Consider the following 18,418-nt stretch of genomic DNA (forward strand, 5'->3'; position numbering starts at 1 on the left):
TTCTCCTATTCTGGAATTTGTTGGGTAATACAGTGGATATTTCCACCACCTAAAAGAATATCTCTTGCAGGGATTCCTACGACTTCACGGTCTGGGAAACACTTACTCAGGATATCCAAGGCCACTTGGTCGTTTTCGTCCTGAAATTGTGGCACCAAGACAGATTTATTGGCAATATAGAAGTTCACATAGGATGCTGCTAAACGCTCACCAGCATAGCGCTCCTCTTCTCCTTCTTCATATGAATAGCCCGGCAAATCTTCTTCCGTCACTACTTGATGAAGCGCTGGAATTGGAAGTTTATGGATGGTGAAACTCCGCCCCTTTGCATCTGTTTCATTCTCCAAAAGAGCTAGATTTGCAGCAGACATGGCATACTGGGGATCGTCTTGGTCGTCCGTCCAAGCTAAAACAACCTCAGCAGGACCAACAAAGGCTACTACATTGTCGACGTGTTCATTGGTTTCGTCCTGATAAATGCCGTAAGGTAGCCAGATGACTTTTTCAGCTCCAAGACTCTCTAGTAAGGCATTTTCAATCTCCTCTTTAGTCATGTGAGGATTACGACCCGGACTGAGGAGGCAACTTTCAGTTACAAGAATGGTTCCTTGACCGTCACTATGAATAGCTCCACCTTCCAGTACAAATGGTTTGGCATCGTAAACAGGTATTTCCAACTCATCAGCAAAACGACTGGCTACTTGGTCATCTGCTTCATAGTCTTGGTAAAGACCGTCAACAGCACCACCCCATGCATTGAAAGACCAATCTACCGCCAACTTTTCCCTTTGATCATTGAGGAGAATGGTCGGACCTGTATCACGAGCCCAGGCATCATTTGTCGGAATATCTAGATAAACAACATTGTCTTCAAGATAGGATTGTGCTTCAGATAGATAGTCCTTCTCCACCAAAAGGTAGACTGTTTCCCCTTGGACAATGGTTTTGATAATCTGGCTAAATGCTGTTTTTGCAGCTTTTCCTTGAAAAGGCCAAGAACCTGGTCGAGTAGGCCATATCATGAGAGTCCCATGATGGGGTTCATACTCTGCAGGCATACGATAACCTAATTTTTTGGGACTGTCCATCATGATAATCTCTCCTTAAAGTCTTGGTAGCCAAATGCTTTGACTAGACTGCACTCACCCTCTTTATCCATCAGATACAAACTTGGCAGTCCAATCCCATTAAAGGTATTATTTTTGACAAAGGAGTAGATTGCCATGTCCTCGAAGTACAGTCTATCTCCAATCTCAACTGGATTTTCGAAACTGTAGTCTCCAATGATATCACCAGTTAGACAGGTATTGGAAGAAAGTCTATATGTATAGTTTTTTTCTTGCACTTCAAAACCATCTCTCAATGGGGGACGATAAGGCATTTCAAGGACATCAGGCATATGACAGCTTGCTGAAGCGTCTAGCACTAAGGTCTCAATCCCATTTTCAACGATGTCTAAGACTTCAGTAGCTAAATAACCAGCATTAAGAGCAATCGCTTCTCCTGGTTCAATATAGACGTCAAGATTATAGGTTTCTCGAATTCGCTTAATCTCAGAAATCAGTAAGTCCACATCGTAGTCGGCTCTAGTAATATGGTGTCCACCACCCATATTAAGCCATTTAACCTGATGCAAGTATTGCCCAAACTGCTCTTCTACTGCTTTCAAGGTTGTCGCTAAATCATCTGCCCCTTGCTCACAAAGAGTGTGGAAATGAAGTCCGTCCACCAAGTCCAGCAAATCACTCGGTATCTTATCTGAAGTCACTCCGAAACGGGATCCAGGAGCACAAGGGTCATAGAGCGCGTGATCTCCCTGAGTAGAACACTGAGGATTGAGGCGTAGACCTACACTGATACCAGCCTCACGACAAATTTGACCGTATTTTCGTAGTTGTCTCTCCGAATTAAAAACAATGTGATCAGATATTTGAAGCAACTCTTCCATGTCAGCTTCCTTGAAAGCAGGCGCAAATACATGGACTTCCCCTGGGAACTCTTCTCTAGCTAACCTAGCTTCATAGAGACCACTAGCCGTTGTACCAGAAAGATACTGGCTAATCAAAGGATAGGTTTTATAGAGGGAATAAGCCTTTTGAGCTAGCAAAACCTTACAACCTGCCTTTTCCTGAACCTCTTGTAGAATGCGACAATTCTCTTCTAATTTTCCTAAGTCAATGATATAAGAAGGTGTTGGTACTTGTTCTAACTTCATTAGTCCACCATTTGTGGATTTTCAACCACAACCCATGGCAAACCGTATTTATTTAAAGCTTCCATGAATGGATCTGGATCCAACTCTTCAAGATTATACACTCCTGGTTGTTTCCAAGTGCCATCCATCACTAATTTTGTCCCAATCATGGCAGGAACACCTGTTGTGTAAGAAATTGCCTGTGAACCAACTTCTGCGTAACACTCCTGATGGTCACAAACATTGTAGATGTAGATAGTCTTTTCAACACCATCTTTGACACCTGTAAAGATACAACCAATATTGGTTTTTCCAACTGTACGTGGGCCAAGGCTTGCAGGATCTGGAAGCAAGGCTTTCAAGAATTGGATTGGCACGATTTCTTGACCGTTAAAGTTAATGGTATCTGTACGAAGGAGCCCAACATTTTCCAAGCATTTCATGTGAGTTAGATAGGATTGGCCAAAAGTCATAAAGAAACGAATACGTTTAACACCTGGGATGTTTTTAGCCAATGATTCAATTTCTTCATGGTGGAGGAGATACATGTCTTTTTGACCAACTTGAGGGAAATCATACTCACGCTTGATAGACATGGCTTCAACTTCTACCCATTTTCCATCTTCCCAGTAAGAACCTGGTGCAGACACCTCGCGTAGATTGATTTCGGGATTAAAGTTAGTTGCAAATGGATAACCGTGGTCCCCACCATTACAGTCTAAAATGTCGATATAGTGGATTTCATCAAAATAGTGTTTCAATGCATATGCAGTAAAGACGCTGGTTACACCTGGGTCAAAACCAGAACCAAGAAGAGCGGTCAAGCCTGCTTCTTTGAATTTTTCTTGGTAAGCCCATTGCCATGAATAGTCAAAATAAGCCGTAAATCCAAGCTCTTTGCAGCGTTTCTCATAAATCGCACGCCATTCTGGGTCTTCTGTATCCTCAGCCTCATAGTTGGCTGTGTCGATATAGTGGACTCCTGTCGCCAAACAAGCGTCCATAATAGTCAAATCTTGGTATGGTAAAGCTACGTTCAAAACGGCTTCTGGCTTGTAGCTTTCAATCAAGGCAATCACTTCTTCTACCTTATCAGCATCAAGAGCAGCTGTTTCAATTTTAGTACTTGTCTTGCCCTCTAATTTAGCTTTCAAGTCATCACATTTTGACTTGGTACGGCTAGCAATCATAATCTCTGTAAAGGTTTCGCTATCTTGGCAAATCTTTGAAATAGCAACTTGGGCAACGCCCCCACATCCGATAACTAATAAACGACTCATTTTTTTCCTTCCTCTTCTTCTAAAATGTCTTCTACATACTTAGGCAACATAAAGGCACCAATATGCAAGTTTGCAGTGTAGTATTCTGTGAAAAGCTGGCGTTTTTTCCAGCCTTCCTTATCAAAATCTTTGACAGGGTGATATTTTTTCGATGCAAACCCAAATAACCAATAGCCAGCAGGACTGGTTGGAATATGCGCCTGATAAACCCGACTGATTGGAAAGGCTTGATTGACCTTGCGATGCATGCTTCGGCAAGCAGACTCATCTTCGTCAAAAAATGGACTACCATGCTGATAAATCATGATTCCGTCTTCTTTCAAGGCTCTATAGCTATTGCCGTAAAATTCCTTGGTAAAGAGCCCTTCTGTATGTCCAAATGGATCTGTCGCATCGTTGATGATGATGTCGTAATCATCTTCACAGTTTCTCAAAAATCTCAGTCCATTTTGGTAGTAAATGGTAACGCGAGGATCATCAAGTCCTGCAGCAAAATCTGGGAAGTATTCTCGACAAACCTCAACCAGCATCTCATCTGGTTCCACAATATCGATTTGTTCCAATTCAGGATAAAGCGTTAATACTTGGGCAACACCCCCGTCGCCACCCCCGATAACCAAGACTTTCTTTGGATTGGGATGGACAGCCATGGGAACGTGGACAGTCATTTCGTTGTATACAAAATCATCTGCATCTGAAAACAAGACATGCCCATTTAAAATCAAAATCTTTCCAAAAGCTGGTGTGTCTAAAACTTCGATATCCTGCCATTCACTTTTACCAGCGTACAGTTGTTTGGCTGTTCTCAGGGATAATTTCACATCTGGAGTATGAACTTCAGAAAACCATAAATCCATTTAGTTCTCCTTTCTCTCAATAACATTGATGTGATTGACCTCTGGATCTTCCGTTCCTTGGAGGGAACAACCACGTTCTTTGGCGAATTGAATATAATCGACAATTTCTCGTGTAATGCGTTCACCTGGCGCTAGGATTGGAATTCCTGGAGGATAGCACATGACAAATTCCCCACAGACCTGGCCAACGGACTCGTCTAATGTTAAGCTTCTTCTCTCTGCATAGAAGGCTTCCTGAGGAGATAGCACCAACTCAGGCTGAATATATTCTCCAGCAATCAAGTCTTTTCCATCTCTAGAATAAAGTCTCTTGATATCAGCCAAAGCACCAACCAAGCGTTCAATGTCTTGGATACGGTCACCAATCGAAATGTAGGCCAAGATATTCCCTATGTCTCCAAACTCAATCTGAATGTCATATTCGTCTCGTAGGAGATCATAAACTTCAATACCTGTTAGCCCAATTCCCTGAGTATAAACGGACAGTTTGGTCACGTCAAAATCGCAAACAGACACACCGTCTACTAGCTCTTTTGAGTAGGCATAGTAGCCACCGATGGCATTGATTTCACGACGAGCGTACTCAGATAGCTCAATGACCTTCTCAAAGGACTCTTTACCACGAAGGGCTAGATTTCTACGAGAAACATCTAAACTAGCCATTAACAGATAAGATGCTGATGTTGACTGTGTCAGGTTAATGATTTGACGTACATACTCAGGATTCATCTGATCACCAACTAAAAGAAGCGAACTTTGTGTCAAGCTGCCACCAGACTTATGCATGGATACAGCTGACATATCTGCTCCTGCATCCATAGCGGATAGAGGAAGTTTATCTGTAAAATGCAGATGAGCACCGTGCGCCTCGTCTACTAACACTTTCATTCCTGCGGCGTGAGCCATCTCTGTTAATCCCTTAAGGTCTGAACAAATCCCATAATAGGTTGGATTGTTGATTAGGATAGCCTTAGCATCTGGATGGTCCTTTATAGCTTGTGCTACACGCTCATTTTCAAGTCCCAGTGCAATACCGATTTTTGGATCCACACTCATCTCGATATAGATAGGAATAGCACCACATAAAACGAGAGCGTTGATGGCTGACTTATGGACATTTCGAGGAAGGATGATCTTATCTCCCGCTTTACAGGTGGAGAGAATCATGGTTTGTACTGATGATGTTGTTCCACCGATCATTAAAAAGGCATGGGCCGCACCAAAAGCTTCTGCTGCTAACTCCTCTGCTTCTCGGATAATCGAAATGGGATGCCCTAGATTGTCCAAAGGTTTCATAGAATTAACATCTATACCTACACATTTTTCCCCTAAAAGTTCCACTAATTCTGGGTTACCACGTCCACGCTTATGACCTGGTACATCGAAAGGAACAATTCTTTTTTTTCGTAACTTGACCAGTCCCTCATAAATTGGAGCTTGGTTTTGATTTAACATTATAGAGACATACTCCTTTATCATATTTTTTACACCTTAACCATGTAAGGTTCTAAAGGATACTTATGAAAAAAGAGCAGGTTAGCACCTGCTCTACAATCTACTGACGTGTTTATGTTTGTTTCTTTTGAGTATGTCTGTTCCTGATGTTTCCTAACTCTCTAGTAGCAAATATTACGTACTTTATTGATCGTTTCACAAGATGACGTGTGCTTTCACCACACTAACAAATCTATACGAATTAGGACAAATGTCCTAACATCAACTTATAAAAGTAGGCTTTTAACCCTATCAATAATGTGGCTTTTCAACCACGCTTCGGCATTCAACCCTGCCTGTCCGTAGGCATTTTTTACTCGGGTTTATATTTGCTAGAAAACATCATCTCATTTTCTAAGCTTCATTACTATATCATGTTTTCAGATACTTGTAAAGTATTTTTAGAAACTTTTTTAAATAAATTCATTTTTTTGTTCGTAATAATTAACGAACCATAAAATAGAAACCGTTTTAAAATAAGTTCAAAAAAATTAAAAAGGAACTAAATCGATTAGTTCCTTAATTAGTTATAAGTACAGTCAACTATTCAAAAACCCATCTACTCATCACGTGCTATTTTCGCAGCCAGTTCAAAATCAGTCATCAAATAATTTTCATCTAGACGGATAAGGCTGTAATATTCATTCCAAAATAGAGAGTCACTGTTGCTGGACCACTGTAATCCATACCACAATTGAGTGACATCACTTGTATGTGATGGGGGAATTGACCATAGATGCTTTTTAAAAGTTTTTTGAACAAGAGGAAGGTCCAATCTCTTAGTTAAGTCGAGTTCATCTAACTTGAAAGTGATAGAATGTTTTTTCGCTGCCTCGATACTGTCCTTGTTAAATCGAACCTGAATAATCTTAGAATCTTTTAAAGCCACATCCTGGTCCTCAGCACCGTAAAAGGAAATACTGCCCAGTACTATGCCATCTTTTGCCAGGAGATAGGGAGCGTAAGGAACAGCATTGCTATCAAGTCTGAAGCCTTTTTCAATGGTGACTGTTTTATCGCCTGGATACTTTTGGAAATTGCCATCTGTCAGGAGGTCTTCGTAGTCGCTACCACCATCACCTTGTCTTACATAGATATCAAATCCAGCTTCCATCAGATCACTTGCTTTTGTTTCTGCTAACGTGATTTTACTTTCATTAATTTGCAAAATCGGTGCTTGAGGTGGGAGTCCAATCGAGAGATTAAACATGACTCCTACTAGAAAGACAAGGAAGGTTATAAGGAGGGCAAGTAATGACTTTCCAGTCCTTTTTCTCGCATTGAAAAGAGCCATTAGTGCAGGTAGGAGGATCATTTTGGCTAAAATAGAATTCCCAACACCACCTCTATTTAAGGTCTGAAAAGCAAAGATCCCTGCAATAGCAATCAGGGACAGGTAGACCAAAATCTCGCCTAAACCCAGTTTTTCTGTTCGAGTTTGTTGATTTACAGGGGTTTCGTACAATGACTGCCCATTCTCTTTCCTCTTTTTTAGAAAGAGATAAAAGCCCAGACCGAGCAGCAGATTAAAGATTGTAAAAACCATTAAAGTTCCTATAATTACCGCTCTACCCATGGCTCTCTACTCCTTTATGTTCTATCTCAAATCTTATCTTTCTCTTTAAAAGCAAATTCCCGACTAATAAAACGATTAGTAAGAAAGGACTACCTTCTATCAGTAAAATCGGTATAGCCTAAATGGCAATGATTCCCATCTTTTTATCTTTAAGGATTTTGCTGATATTTCTGGCGCTATTTCCCTAGAAAGTGCTATAATGGAGCTAATAAATTGATCTGTATTCATTGGTGAAAAAAGGGGAAATAGCCATGTTCACTACTATTGTTTTGATTTTTTATGCTCTTTTCTTTCTATCCTTATCCTTTACCTTTTATCTCTATATCAGACTTGTAATCGCAGTAAAAAAAGGCAAGGAAATTCCCAAATGGATTTATAAACTTGGGCATGCTATTCAAGGAAGAATTCACGTTGATTATGAAGAAATCACTGATGCCAATGCCCTAAAAGAGATCCATTGGTTCTTGTTGATCTATTTAATCGTAAATCTACTCGTTTTGGCTGTCTTCTACTATCATGGTAATAGCTTTCCTCAAGCAGTTTATGAATGTTTGAAAAAACAATTTTTCATCGTACTTGTTAGTATGGTTTTAAAAAGTATTGGTAAATTTATTGTACTAACTATCAGAAAAAACTTTCATAACAGTCATGCCTATGCATCAACCAATGCTTTTATTGGGACAGTTTTTTTAACAAGTTATGTTTTTATGTTCTGCATCATGATGAGTGGTCTTCCAGCTCAACCAGTTCCAGTTACCATTCAAGATACCACTATCATTATCGGAGAAACCAAGGCTTCCGAGCTTTTAGAGCATGGATTCACCTTCGAAGATAAAGGCGCAGATAGTCCAATCACCAATCCAAAAAACGACCACTTCTACTACGGTCAGCTTCTTGAAGTCAAGCGGGATGATCAATCCTATGGCTTTATGAGCCTTACTCCTACAGGAAAAGATACTGATCAACTCAAAAACTGTGTCATTACCTACTATAGAACGCCCAAGGATCCCCATCAGTTGCAGGAAATTTCTATCAATCATGTCAGTTTAGCCAATCTCAAGCTCCAAGATTTTCAAACACGAAAATTAATCGATATCTTTGAAGTCAATCCTGCTGATTACAATGTCTCTGATAAGGATAACAACTTTATCCTAACTATTCAAACAGCAGATTACGACCTCTGGAAAAGATACCTGATTGAAGCCAAGTTCAATTCAGACGGTTCTATAGAGAGTTATGGTGTTAGAGCTCAACACAGTATGTGGGAATAAGATAGTATCATTTCAATACGAGCAAGTATAGGATTAAGTAAATGATTAAAAACTACTTTATCTTATGCTTGTTCATTTTTTCTTGGAAAATATCTGTAAGAATTTGTCGCAATTCTTGGGCTTCCTTTGTTGGAAGCTGGCCTTCTTGTTCAGCGACTGCGTATAATTCTGGGTACTCAAGCGAAATTCTCTTGACTGTGCGTGTAATAGCATGTTTTCTAACGAAAAACGGTATACGTTTTATATAATCTTGAGGGATTAAGGCGATAATCTTATCAGCAGTTTCTTTATCACTAAGTTTAGAGAAAGTTAATCCCTTTTTTATCATTTCTTGTTCTTTTTCGGTAAAATCTTGTAATTCCATATTTTTACTCCTTATCTTCAACGACTTGTTTTTGTATGAGAGCTATTCTTACTATTCATGAAAATGGTATATCTAGATACCCACGTTTATGTATTTCTTTGTTAAAAATTTCTTATTCTTTTAACTGTGAATAAAGTTCTATATGCTGCCCTAGTACCTTGATTTCTACTGGTAAATTATCTGATTTGTCACCATCAACATCTGTTTCTAATTCACTATCTGAAGAGATTTTGATGTGACGAGCTTTTAGATACTCGATATTATCATTTACGACAACATCTCCCTTTAATAAATCAGGGATTACAGACAATTTAGTGAGAATAGACGCATCTTTTAAAATCAAAATATTGGCATAACCATCCTTGTTTTCGTCAAAAATCTTCTTGTCAGCGAAATAATTGGTGAGGAGAACTAAAACATGGCTGGCTGGGCCAATATAATTTCCATTTTCAGTCTCAACTGTAATGTTAAATACTTGATCTGTAACCACAGACTTCATGGTATTAATCGCATAGGCGAGCATGCCAAACTTCGTCTTATCTTCTATCCCAACATTATGTATGGCTTCTGGTAATGAACCAATACTAAAGATATAACCAAAATAGTTTCCGTTAGATTTTCCGATATCAATCTTGTTGGTAGAACTAAAATCAAGCTCGTCAATCGCACCGTCAATATCTTGATTGATTTCTAATAGTTTCGTGATGAGATTTCCAGTTCCTCCTGGAATAATCGCAAGTTTCGGAATGTAGTCTTTCTCAGCGATGCCAGAGATTACTTCATTAACAGTACCATCCCCACCAAAAACAAGGACTGCATCGTACTGCTCACGAGAGGCTTCCTCAGCAAAGTGTGTTGCATCCAGCGCTTTTTCAGTAATTTTGGTTTCCACGTGCTCAAAATAATCTTTGGCCTTATTCTCCAGCTTGACCTTATAATCCAAAGCCTTTTCCCCACCAGAGGTAGGGTTTATAATTAACATTGCTTTTTTCATTGATAATACTCCTTAATTTTTAAATAGAAATGTTAGTGTAACTACATCAGTCATTACATATAATGCTATTATAAAATGAAACCTCAGAAAATAGAAATCAGACGTACTGGAGATTGAGAGAATCAGTTCTAAAAAAGGTTGGATATGCTGAAAATGATAAATACCTTCTAGTTTATTCTTTTACCAATCGATTAAAATCAACCAGATATAAAATTCCAGCAATAAGAGCAAAAATTGCTGAAAAAAATGAAAGGAAGGGGATAAAACCTGTGATAGATGCAACTAAAAGAAACAAAAAGCTTTTCTTACGACCATTTGATTCTTTTCTATAAATGAAAATTGCAAGTATAGAACAAACAAGAAATATAAAACTAATTAAATTTACTGAAAAAGCCCATGCTGGTTTATCAACAAAACGAAGAGCCCCATTGATAAATCTTATCTCCCATCTATAGAAAAATGCAAATGCAATAATGGGAGAGCACGTTAAAGCAAAAATTTCATTAAAAAAAAATAAACTGTTTGATTTCATATTCAATCCTTTTCTGTACTTATTCATTGCTAATTAATAGATTCACTATTTAAAAATCCTTTAGACTTCTGGACGATATAGAGCTGTTCATCTTCTTGAGCGAGTATTCTAAACAATTCATTCGCCCTAGTCATATCTCCTTTTAATTCAGAGTTCAAAGCTTGATAGTAAGTGATTTCCAATTGTTGATATTTAAATTCGTTTTCCAAGTCTTCAAAGTAATCATTGGATTGATGAGCAATTGTTAAATCGTAAAGTGCGATACTCACGCTTTTTGTTTTCTCGGCTAGAGAGGAATCTGAGATGGACATTTTGTTTAGCATAAGATTAAGCTGGTCCCTGGTCAGGTTAGGATTTGCAAGAACTGTCGAACGAATAAGATAACTTTCTAAAAAATCCCTATATTTCAGCTTCAGTTTTTGATCAGTCATTGCTTCAGAAGCCTCCTTAATGGCAGCATCGAAATCACCAATCATATAGGAATACCCAACAGATGTTAGTGTCACATCCATTTTTATAATAGCTCTTTTTGCATCTTTCTTCAATTCAATGTATTGCTTCCAAGATGGTAAATCTAAGTCCATATACAGTAACTTAGTACCACTCCTTACATACCCTCTTCTGATTAGTGCAATGAAAAGAAATAAGAGTGCATTTATGAATAAAATACAAAGGGTTTGAATAGTCCTATCTTTCACCATCCAAGCTACAGAAAGAATGAGAAGAACAGCCAAAACAATCACGACTTTTCTATAAAATCCATATTTCTTGCGTATTTCTAAATAATTCATTTTTACACCTTTTCTAAATTATAAAATGTCATTACGAGAGAAGTTCTGAACCTTAAATGAGTTATTGAGCAACATAAACACTTTCTTCGCTATTACATAATTTTTTCTGATAAAATAACCCAATGTGACCTGCAAAAGAGGATCATAAAATAGCTTTCATCTTAACTTATAACTGCTCGATTTTTTCAAAAATAATCTCTTGCTTTTCGACACTTTCTCGGAGTGGTGACATGCCTAAAATCACTGTAAAGAATCCCAACAATAGAATACTATTAATAACAAGTAAGGCTCCCTCTGTTCCATTAACAGTATATAGATAGAATGCAAAACATCCAAGAGTCGGAACAAGGATAAAAGGAAGAAGTTTGTAATGTTTTAATTGACGTTTATTTCCTACTGGTTTAAAGGTTATTTGATAGTTTGAAACTTTATTCTCAAGTCTTTTTTGGACACTATGACGAGCTCTTATGGCAATGAACCAGAAAACAAGATAAGCTAGGAAGATGAACAGGCCATATAAGCCTATCTTTAAAGGAAGGTTGTGACTAATCCCATTGTTTCTAAAAAAATTCGTCACTAGACGATAGCCAGAACCCCCTATTGCTGTACCAATTGCAACCCCAATCGATTTACTCATAGTTGGAGCCACACTTTCAAAACGCGTATCTCTTTTATCTAACTTTTGCATTTTTGCAGTAATCTCATCAGGAATAGAACCCCAGAAATAGGATTTGGGGCTAACGGTCGTCAAATCTAGAATATACTTTTCTCCCTCTACTTCTACTATTTTGAAAAAAAACTTATTCGTTTCTTTAAATTTTACTTTCATAATCACCTTTCAAATCTTATCAGAGTTAAATTAATTCTTATATCAAAGACCTTATTTGTTTTACTTTTTTTGTATTGGCTTTTTTAAATTGTTTATTAAGCAAATAAATAATATCCTACTCACCATACTCGTTTATTTTATCTGCATATTTAGTTAAAAGATTCTTTGAATAAATTTTTTCATTACTTGAATTTCTAACTTCTTTCCAAAGAATAGAAGCTACTTTTAGTTTATTCAAGTAGTTGGCACTATTTTCGTCTACACAGAAATCCTTTAAAAATTGATTCCATTGACAAACCGAATGGTCATACTTGGCATAATCTGAATCTCCATAATAAACTTTTAGCATGTCTTGGATTGTAAAACTCAAATCATGTTCCCTTTTTACTTTTCTCCAGGCAGTGGCCATATCAGCAGTAAATTTAAAGGGCGAAACACCTGTTAAAGTAGAGAAATATTCTCTAAAGTGTGCATTAAAGGCGAATCTACATTCAAGTAAGGGCGTATCTAAGGTAACGACTTCTACTCGTTTCTTATTTCTTTTTACTGATGGTTTTTTAATCAAGTTTCCCTTGAAGTACTGCTCAATAATATCATTGAGTTCTTGTTTTGTACCTCTATATTCAAGCCCTAATGACCTGCATATCTGTGAAAGTTCATCACGATACCAGTAATATTTATTAAATTCATCAAAGGATGAGATTTTTTCAAACATAGGTCTGCTTTCTATCAATATTTCACCTCCTTAAAAACAGTTTAGGTTTTCATCTCAAAATAATGGAGTTTTAGTTTCTTTATTTTGAGGATTAACTACGTTTCACTAACAAACTCACACACTCAGCGGTTCGAACTTACCGTATCGTCCGTGAAAAAACAATCCTCACGAAATAATGGAAAGCCTTTCGTTTTAATATTTCCCCATTCGTAAACAGAACCTACAATGTCTCCTACTATTGCTCCTAGCATAAGATTCCTCCTTACAGCATATCAGATTCCCAATGGATCACTCTTTAAAAATGGTACTACCAAATCAATCCACTCTTGAGGTAGGTAAGCTGATAAATAGCCATGGTTATAGCCCTTTGCTTCATACAGGATCGTATTTGGATGTAGCTGCTGAAATAATTTCGCTGATGCTTTCACACAGTTTAATTCTTTTTCACCATAGATATACAGAACCTGGGCCTTACTAGCAGAAATCGTATCCTTCAGCTTGTAACGTCCCATATAGGTTTTGTAAATGGTCACCAATGTTTTGATAGGTGTCCTTGGCAGATCCTCTAAATAATATGCTTTTATCTCCTCTGGATAAGCCAGTTTAGGATAGAGTTTGTCCATCATGCTTAATTGAAGTTTGCAAGAGAATTTACTGAACAACAGTTTATCAAATAGTGATACTAGAAAGATGCTGATTTTAGCTAACCTTGGTTGAGGAATACAGAGGCTTCCATCTATGATGGCCTTCTCAGCTATCTCGCTGTCTAAGGATAAAAGTTCCATGGCAATTTGACCACCAAGAGAAACGCCACCGATCGCAAACAACTTTCCACCATAGTTTGCTTTGATATAGTTTAGGATCTCCAAAGCAGAATCTTCCGTAGAAACATAATCGAGTTGATACTCTTCACCATGGCCATTCAAAGTGGGTAGAATAACACGGTAGTCTTCTGACAAAATCCGTGCTTGACGAAGATAATTCCACCAAGAACTGCCACCGCCATGTATCAATAGGATAGGAAGCAAATTCTTATCCCCAAATTCATGGAATTTCATATATAAACTCCTTACTGTGAGACTTTCAATAGATACGTCCTTGTTTAATCTGTTTAAAGAAGCAGTAATCTAAATACATCAATCGTTACTTTCAATAATAGTTAAGCTGATCAAAAATTTAAAATATTTTTTAATTACTAATTCTATTACTCGCCAATATTGTATAAATTAAATAAGCAATAAAAATAACATAGCAGCCAGTCTTACAACTTACTACTTTTCATATGATAATTTATAAATGTCTTTCCAGCCACTCGATCTTTTTAAAATCCTTATTGTTATTGTGATCATTTCGATAGGAGTCTTGAGAAGAAGCTTTGTAAATACTTAGATACTGCTCCAGACTTGGAAGACGAAAAGTGATGCCTTCAATGTGAATAAGCTCTATATCCGATTCTGAAACTCCTGCAAAATCAAGTAAGGAATCGATACTTCCAAATTCAACACTCTCTCTATCCTTTTTGAATTCATGCTCATGAATATCTATTAGGACGTAGCCTAAGTCTTTCATCACTTTCATTATCTTGTCCCAGTCATAAATTCTGAGATGGTCAGGTGCTTCCCAACCTCTTGGATCACCAGGCACATGAATGTCAATGTCAGACGGCCCCCAATTTTCTTTCGTTCTAAACTCCAATCCCAAAGACCCCATCAATGTCGGTGTAATTCCGACTCGATTTAAATGGAAACAAATGGTTTTAAATTCTTCAAATAAGAGACTCATGTATACTCTAAACCTTTCATATAAATGTTCGTTATTTCTACTTTATTACCTTGAACAAAATCATCTTCATTTTCTAGAGTGTATCCATTTATTTTGGATACAAATTCTTTTCCTTACTAATTCTATTACTCGCCAATATTGTATAAATTAAATAAGCAATAAAAATGATAATAAAAATAAGATTAATCTTCAGCACAAAATAGAGATTTAACAAATTTGCGAACGCATGAAATAATATGCAGTAACCGACAGATTGGGTTTGACGGTAAAGAAGTCCTAAAACAAAACTTAAAAATAACGTATATATAAAAAATAAAATAAAAGGAAATCCTTGATGACTTTCTCCTACTATAAACCATAAAGGCAGATGCCAAATCCCCCAAATTGATCCTACAATCAAATTAGATTTCCAATAAGTATATTTTTTATCAAGTAAGGGTTGTAGTATGCCTCTCCATCCTAATTCTTCGTGACCACCACCAAAAAAGAGTAATTGAATAAAGAATAATGGCATCAGATAAATTGATAATTCATTTAATTCTAAGGAAGATACAGAAAATAGTATCAAAATTGCTAACAAATGAATAATGAAATAAATACTACTATTTCCTTTCTTACCAAATAGAAAATGTTGAAATTTTATATTATTCCTTTTTAAATAAAAGCCACTTGCAATAGCTGGTCCAAGTGCACCTACTATATGTAATGATCTCGCTATAATCGTTTCTAATCCCAAAATATGAGATTGCGTAATTATGGCGAGAAGCCCCCATGTTATATAAGTAATTCCAAATGTAATATAAAGATAATTTTTTAAATTCCTTTTATCAATTTCTGTCATTTCATCTCCATATCTTGATTATTTTAAATGTAATATTTGTTACTGCTTATTAGTTGGTCTTGATTATAACTACCTATATTTTATCACAAAAATACAAAAAAAGCCTTACAATCAAGGCTTTTCATTATTCATTTCGTCAATACTTTAGTTTCATAGATTCAGATTCGCATGATAAAAACTAGTCAATTTTCTCTATGATATTTCCAAGTTTATTCAATATAAGACATGAGTGATCATTTAGTGGAATTATGGGAACATCAACAAGTCCTTCAGCTATATCCTTATTTGCTTTATCATTCCATGAATCATAATGGACACTAATTAAAAACTGACTAAAGATTCCTAATCCATTTTTTATCTTTATCTGATGATCTGAATTATCATTAGGTGAGACATAGACTTTTTCTCCTAATAATAGGGCTCCTGCAGAAAAACCTATAACTTTCGCCCCTTTATTAATCATGTGATCGATATAATTTTTGAATTCCTGATTGACGTAAGTAGCTATATATTTTTCCGTATTTCCACCACCAATGATAATTAGATCAGCATCTAAATAGCTATCAAAATCAATCTGCTAAGAGTCCAAAAGTAAGTAATCAGTGTTTAGATTAGGAAATTGACTTTGGAAAACTTCCGTGTACTTTTTCATATAGGGTTGCCAATTATCTCGAAAAACTGTAAAAATAACAATTCTTCCAATCTTCCTTGATGACACAATTTTATTAACAATCGTATGGTTCTTTATCGGCGGATTTCCACCCATTAAAAAAATTTGTTCGTCCAATCTTTCACACTTTCTAAAAAATACATAAGTTTTGACCGCGTTCTGAAATTATAATTCTTTCTTAAAATGGATAATTCTATTTGCCTCCTGAAATCCAATATTGAGATGAAATTTTATAGAATCGGTATTCGTTAAAGTACAGTCACTTGCAAATTCCTTACATCCTTTATTTTTCGCCCATTCCTCACATTTTGTACAGAGATTTTTAGCAATATCCTTTAAACGATATTCATCGTCGACAATAATCCCTTCTAAGAATCCAACAGGACTATATTTACAACCTTCAACATAATCAAATCTGAGTGAACATAGTGCTAGACCTATAATTGTGTCACCTTCAACTTCAGTAAAGATTGCAGTATTTTTGCCATTCGTATATCTCTTTACTTCATCAATAGCTTCTTTATCGGTCAATTGGGGCCATAATTGTTTCATTAATTTAGCCGTTTTTATAGAATCTTTTGTTATTCCATCCATATTGATGTTCCTCCGCGAATTACAAGCAAATGTTACGAATCATGCTGTTACTTTGTTACTCATTGATTGATACCAATACCATCCCCTTCTACTTTTCGACTGTCTCAGATCGGAAGAGTAGAGCCACGCACTCAGCGGTTCGGACTTACCGTATCATCGCGTCGGTGCCCCTCCTCATTCTACGAGTCCTATCCCATGGGCGGAGCATCTACTTCTACTTCGCTACTATGTAGCTCGTACAAGTAGTGATACCGCCTCAACATGATGCGTTTGCGGAAAAAGATCCACCGGCTGGACTTTCTTCAATTCATAGCCCAACTCTTGGTAGAGTTTGATATCACGCGCCATGGTTGCGACGTTACAGGAGATATAGGCGATGCGTTTAGCTCCTGTTTGGGCGCTTGCTTTGATAAAGCTTTCGGTTAAGCCCTTGCGGGGTGGATCGACCAAGATCACGGTTGGTTGGATACCTTCCTTGAGCCAATTCTTCATGGCATTTTCAGCTGTATCGCAGACATAGTGGGCATTGGTGATGCCGTTTAAACTAGCATTCTTCTGGCTATTCTCCACGGCTTCTGGGATGACTTCTACGCCATAAACTTCCTTAACGTGTTTAGCGACGGATAGTCCAATGGTCCCAATTCCTGAGTAGGCATCAATAACCACATCGTCTTCTCTTAAATCAGCAAAGTCAATTGCTGTCTGATAGAGCTTCTCCGCCATTTCTGTATTGACCTGGTAAAAGGCTGGTCCAGAGATTTGGAAATCATTACCCAACATTTGATCGGTAATGTAGTCTTGACCATAGAGAACCCGCCATTCTTTCCCGAAAATCGCATTGGTGTTTTGGTCATTGATATTCTGCATGACAGACACAATTTCTGGGAAATGCTTAATCAATTGTTCAATCAACTGTTCAACTCGAAAGACTTTTGGACGAGTTGTCACTAATATAACCATGATTTGACCTGAATGATGTCCGCGACGAACAACAAGGTTACGAATCAAGCCAGACTGCTCCTTCTCATCATAAGACTTCAAGTCATAACGGCGAAGCAAATCACGTAAAGCCAAAATAACCTGATCAATAACTGGATCCTGAATGTAAAAATCTTCCAAGGGCATAAGGTCGTGAGAATTCTTACGAAAGAAACCCGTTTCTAGAACACCATTTACTCGGCGAACAGGGACTTGTGCCTTGTTACGATACTTGATCGGATGTTTCATACCAAGTGTATCAGCGACCTCTACATCCGTGATTTCGGCAATCTTATAAAGGCTGTCTTTTACTTGTTTAGTTTTAAACTTAAGTTGCTCTGGATAAGCAAAATGCCCCAAGTCAGCGATACCCGAACGCAAATAAGCCATATCTAAATCTTGATTACGATGAGGTGACTGAACGAGATACTTCTCGACCTTACCAAAACCAATCTTCTTGTTGACTTTAAGGACACGCATAAGGATTTTTTCAGTCGGCAGAGCATTCTCTACAAAAAAGACCAAGCCATCTACCTTGGCAACACCTGCTCCTTCATGGGTCAAATCGACAATCTCAACTTCTACAATATCATTTTTCTTTAACATAATTTTCACTTTCTATGAGCCGACAAAAAAAGACGGCAACAATCCTGTTA

19 protein-coding genes and 1 pseudogene are annotated in these 18,418 nt (G+C 37.3%); 1 reads left to right on the forward strand and 19 read right to left on the reverse strand.

Annotated features, from left to right (window positions below):
• Nucleotides 1-5: 5 nt before the first annotated feature.
• The 6 genes from aguA to ACTO1Y_RS02670 all read right to left on the reverse strand — a co-directional run bounded on the left by aguA (nucleotide 6) and on the right by ACTO1Y_RS02670 (nucleotide 7,401).
• Nucleotides 6-1,091, reverse strand: a complete 1,086-nt coding sequence (gene aguA, locus ACTO1Y_RS02645; protein ID WP_441348250.1) for an agmatine deiminase — start codon at nucleotides 1,089-1,091, stop codon at nucleotides 6-8.
• On the reverse strand, nucleotides 1,088-2,215 hold the full coding sequence (nspC, locus tag ACTO1Y_RS02650) for a carboxynorspermidine decarboxylase (RefSeq protein WP_441348251.1): 1,128 nt from the start codon (nucleotides 2,213-2,215) through the stop codon (nucleotides 1,088-1,090). The genes aguA and nspC overlap by 4 nt, the downstream gene beginning before the upstream one ends.
• Nucleotides 2,215-3,474: a saccharopine dehydrogenase family protein gene (locus ACTO1Y_RS02655; RefSeq protein ID WP_441348252.1), complete on the reverse strand. Its 1,260-nt coding sequence runs from the start codon at nucleotides 3,472-3,474 to the stop codon at nucleotides 2,215-2,217. Before ACTO1Y_RS02655 ends, nspC begins: the two co-directional genes overlap by 1 nt.
• Complete coding sequence (gene speE / locus ACTO1Y_RS02660; RefSeq protein WP_049504668.1) at nucleotides 3,471-4,331, reverse strand: polyamine aminopropyltransferase; 861 nt, start codon at nucleotides 4,329-4,331, stop codon at nucleotides 3,471-3,473. Before speE ends, ACTO1Y_RS02655 begins: the two co-directional genes overlap by 4 nt.
• Nucleotides 4,332-5,786 carry an aminotransferase class I/II-fold pyridoxal phosphate-dependent enzyme gene (locus ACTO1Y_RS02665; protein ID WP_254804010.1) on the reverse strand — a complete coding sequence of 485 codons (1,455 nt, stop codon included), beginning with the start codon at nucleotides 5,784-5,786 and terminating at the stop codon, nucleotides 4,332-4,334.
• Nucleotides 5,787-6,384: 598 nt separating this feature from the next.
• A complete protein-coding gene (locus ACTO1Y_RS02670) occupies nucleotides 6,385-7,401 on the reverse strand; it encodes a hypothetical protein (protein ID WP_441348253.1) in 1,017 nt (338 codons plus the stop codon).
• Nucleotides 7,402-7,652: 251 nt separating this feature from the next.
• Between ACTO1Y_RS02670 and ACTO1Y_RS02675 the strand changes: the two genes are divergently transcribed.
• Entirely contained in the window at nucleotides 7,653-8,672 is a 1,020-nt protein-coding gene (locus ACTO1Y_RS02675) for a hypothetical protein (protein WP_441348254.1), read from the forward strand.
• A 52-nt stretch (nucleotides 8,673-8,724) separates the two neighbouring features.
• Here ACTO1Y_RS02675 and ACTO1Y_RS02680 read toward each other — a convergent pair whose 3' ends face one another.
• The 13 genes and pseudogenes from ACTO1Y_RS02680 to rlmD all read right to left on the reverse strand — a co-directional run bounded on the left by ACTO1Y_RS02680 (nucleotide 8,725) and on the right by rlmD (nucleotide 18,368).
• Nucleotides 8,725-9,036, reverse strand: coding sequence for a hypothetical protein (locus ACTO1Y_RS02680; RefSeq protein WP_006150722.1), 312 nt, complete (start codon nucleotides 9,034-9,036; stop codon nucleotides 8,725-8,727).
• 112 nt (nucleotides 9,037-9,148) lie between these two features.
• Nucleotides 9,149-10,030, reverse strand: coding sequence for a diacylglycerol/lipid kinase family protein (locus tag ACTO1Y_RS02685; protein WP_006150701.1), 882 nt, complete (start codon nucleotides 10,028-10,030; stop codon nucleotides 9,149-9,151).
• Nucleotides 10,031-10,202: 172 nt separating this feature from the next.
• Nucleotides 10,203-10,562, reverse strand: a complete 360-nt coding sequence (locus ACTO1Y_RS02690) for an insulin activator factor (RefSeq protein ID WP_441348255.1) — start codon at nucleotides 10,560-10,562, stop codon at nucleotides 10,203-10,205.
• A 29-nt stretch (nucleotides 10,563-10,591) separates the two neighbouring features.
• Nucleotides 10,592-11,353 carry a hypothetical protein gene (locus tag ACTO1Y_RS02695; RefSeq protein WP_006150707.1) on the reverse strand — a complete coding sequence of 254 codons (762 nt, stop codon included), beginning with the start codon at nucleotides 11,351-11,353 and terminating at the stop codon, nucleotides 10,592-10,594.
• A 166-nt stretch (nucleotides 11,354-11,519) separates the two neighbouring features.
• On the reverse strand, nucleotides 11,520-12,182 hold the full coding sequence (locus tag ACTO1Y_RS02700; RefSeq protein WP_006150696.1) for a DUF443 family protein: 663 nt from the start codon (nucleotides 12,180-12,182) through the stop codon (nucleotides 11,520-11,522).
• 115 nt (nucleotides 12,183-12,297) lie between these two features.
• The gene (locus ACTO1Y_RS02705; RefSeq protein ID WP_006150683.1) at nucleotides 12,298-12,915 is read right to left on the reverse strand and encodes an SAP domain-containing protein; all 618 of its coding nucleotides are present in this window, start codon (nucleotides 12,913-12,915) and stop codon (nucleotides 12,298-12,300) included.
• Between the two features lie 104 nt (nucleotides 12,916-13,019).
• Complete coding sequence (locus ACTO1Y_RS02710) at nucleotides 13,020-13,148, reverse strand: ADP-ribosylglycohydrolase (protein ID WP_080560899.1); 129 nt, start codon at nucleotides 13,146-13,148, stop codon at nucleotides 13,020-13,022.
• 21 nt (nucleotides 13,149-13,169) lie between these two features.
• Entirely contained in the window at nucleotides 13,170-13,955 is a 786-nt protein-coding gene (locus ACTO1Y_RS02715) for an alpha/beta fold hydrolase (RefSeq protein WP_235084115.1), read from the reverse strand.
• A 232-nt stretch (nucleotides 13,956-14,187) separates the two neighbouring features.
• Nucleotides 14,188-14,679, reverse strand: a complete 492-nt coding sequence (locus ACTO1Y_RS02720; RefSeq protein ID WP_254725953.1) for a phosphoribosylanthranilate isomerase — start codon at nucleotides 14,677-14,679, stop codon at nucleotides 14,188-14,190.
• Nucleotides 14,680-14,767: 88 nt separating this feature from the next.
• Entirely contained in the window at nucleotides 14,768-15,520 is a 753-nt protein-coding gene (locus tag ACTO1Y_RS02725) for a CPBP family intramembrane glutamic endopeptidase (protein ID WP_254725954.1), read from the reverse strand.
• A 178-nt stretch (nucleotides 15,521-15,698) separates the two neighbouring features.
• A pseudogene (locus ACTO1Y_RS02730) lies at nucleotides 15,699-16,307 on the reverse strand (Type 1 glutamine amidotransferase-like domain-containing protein).
• 48 nt (nucleotides 16,308-16,355) lie between these two features.
• The gene (gene aac(6') / locus ACTO1Y_RS02735) at nucleotides 16,356-16,784 is read right to left on the reverse strand and encodes an aminoglycoside 6'-N-acetyltransferase (RefSeq protein WP_006149746.1); all 429 of its coding nucleotides are present in this window, start codon (nucleotides 16,782-16,784) and stop codon (nucleotides 16,356-16,358) included.
• Between the two features lie 225 nt (nucleotides 16,785-17,009).
• The gene (rlmD, locus tag ACTO1Y_RS02740; protein WP_441348256.1) at nucleotides 17,010-18,368 is read right to left on the reverse strand and encodes a 23S rRNA (uracil(1939)-C(5))-methyltransferase RlmD; all 1,359 of its coding nucleotides are present in this window, start codon (nucleotides 18,366-18,368) and stop codon (nucleotides 17,010-17,012) included.
• Nucleotides 18,369-18,418: the final 50 nt, after the last annotated feature.

It is taken from the genome of Streptococcus sp. V728 (assembly GCF_052077995.1).
Lineage (GTDB): Bacteria > Bacillota > Bacilli > Lactobacillales > Streptococcaceae > Streptococcus > Streptococcus infantis_B.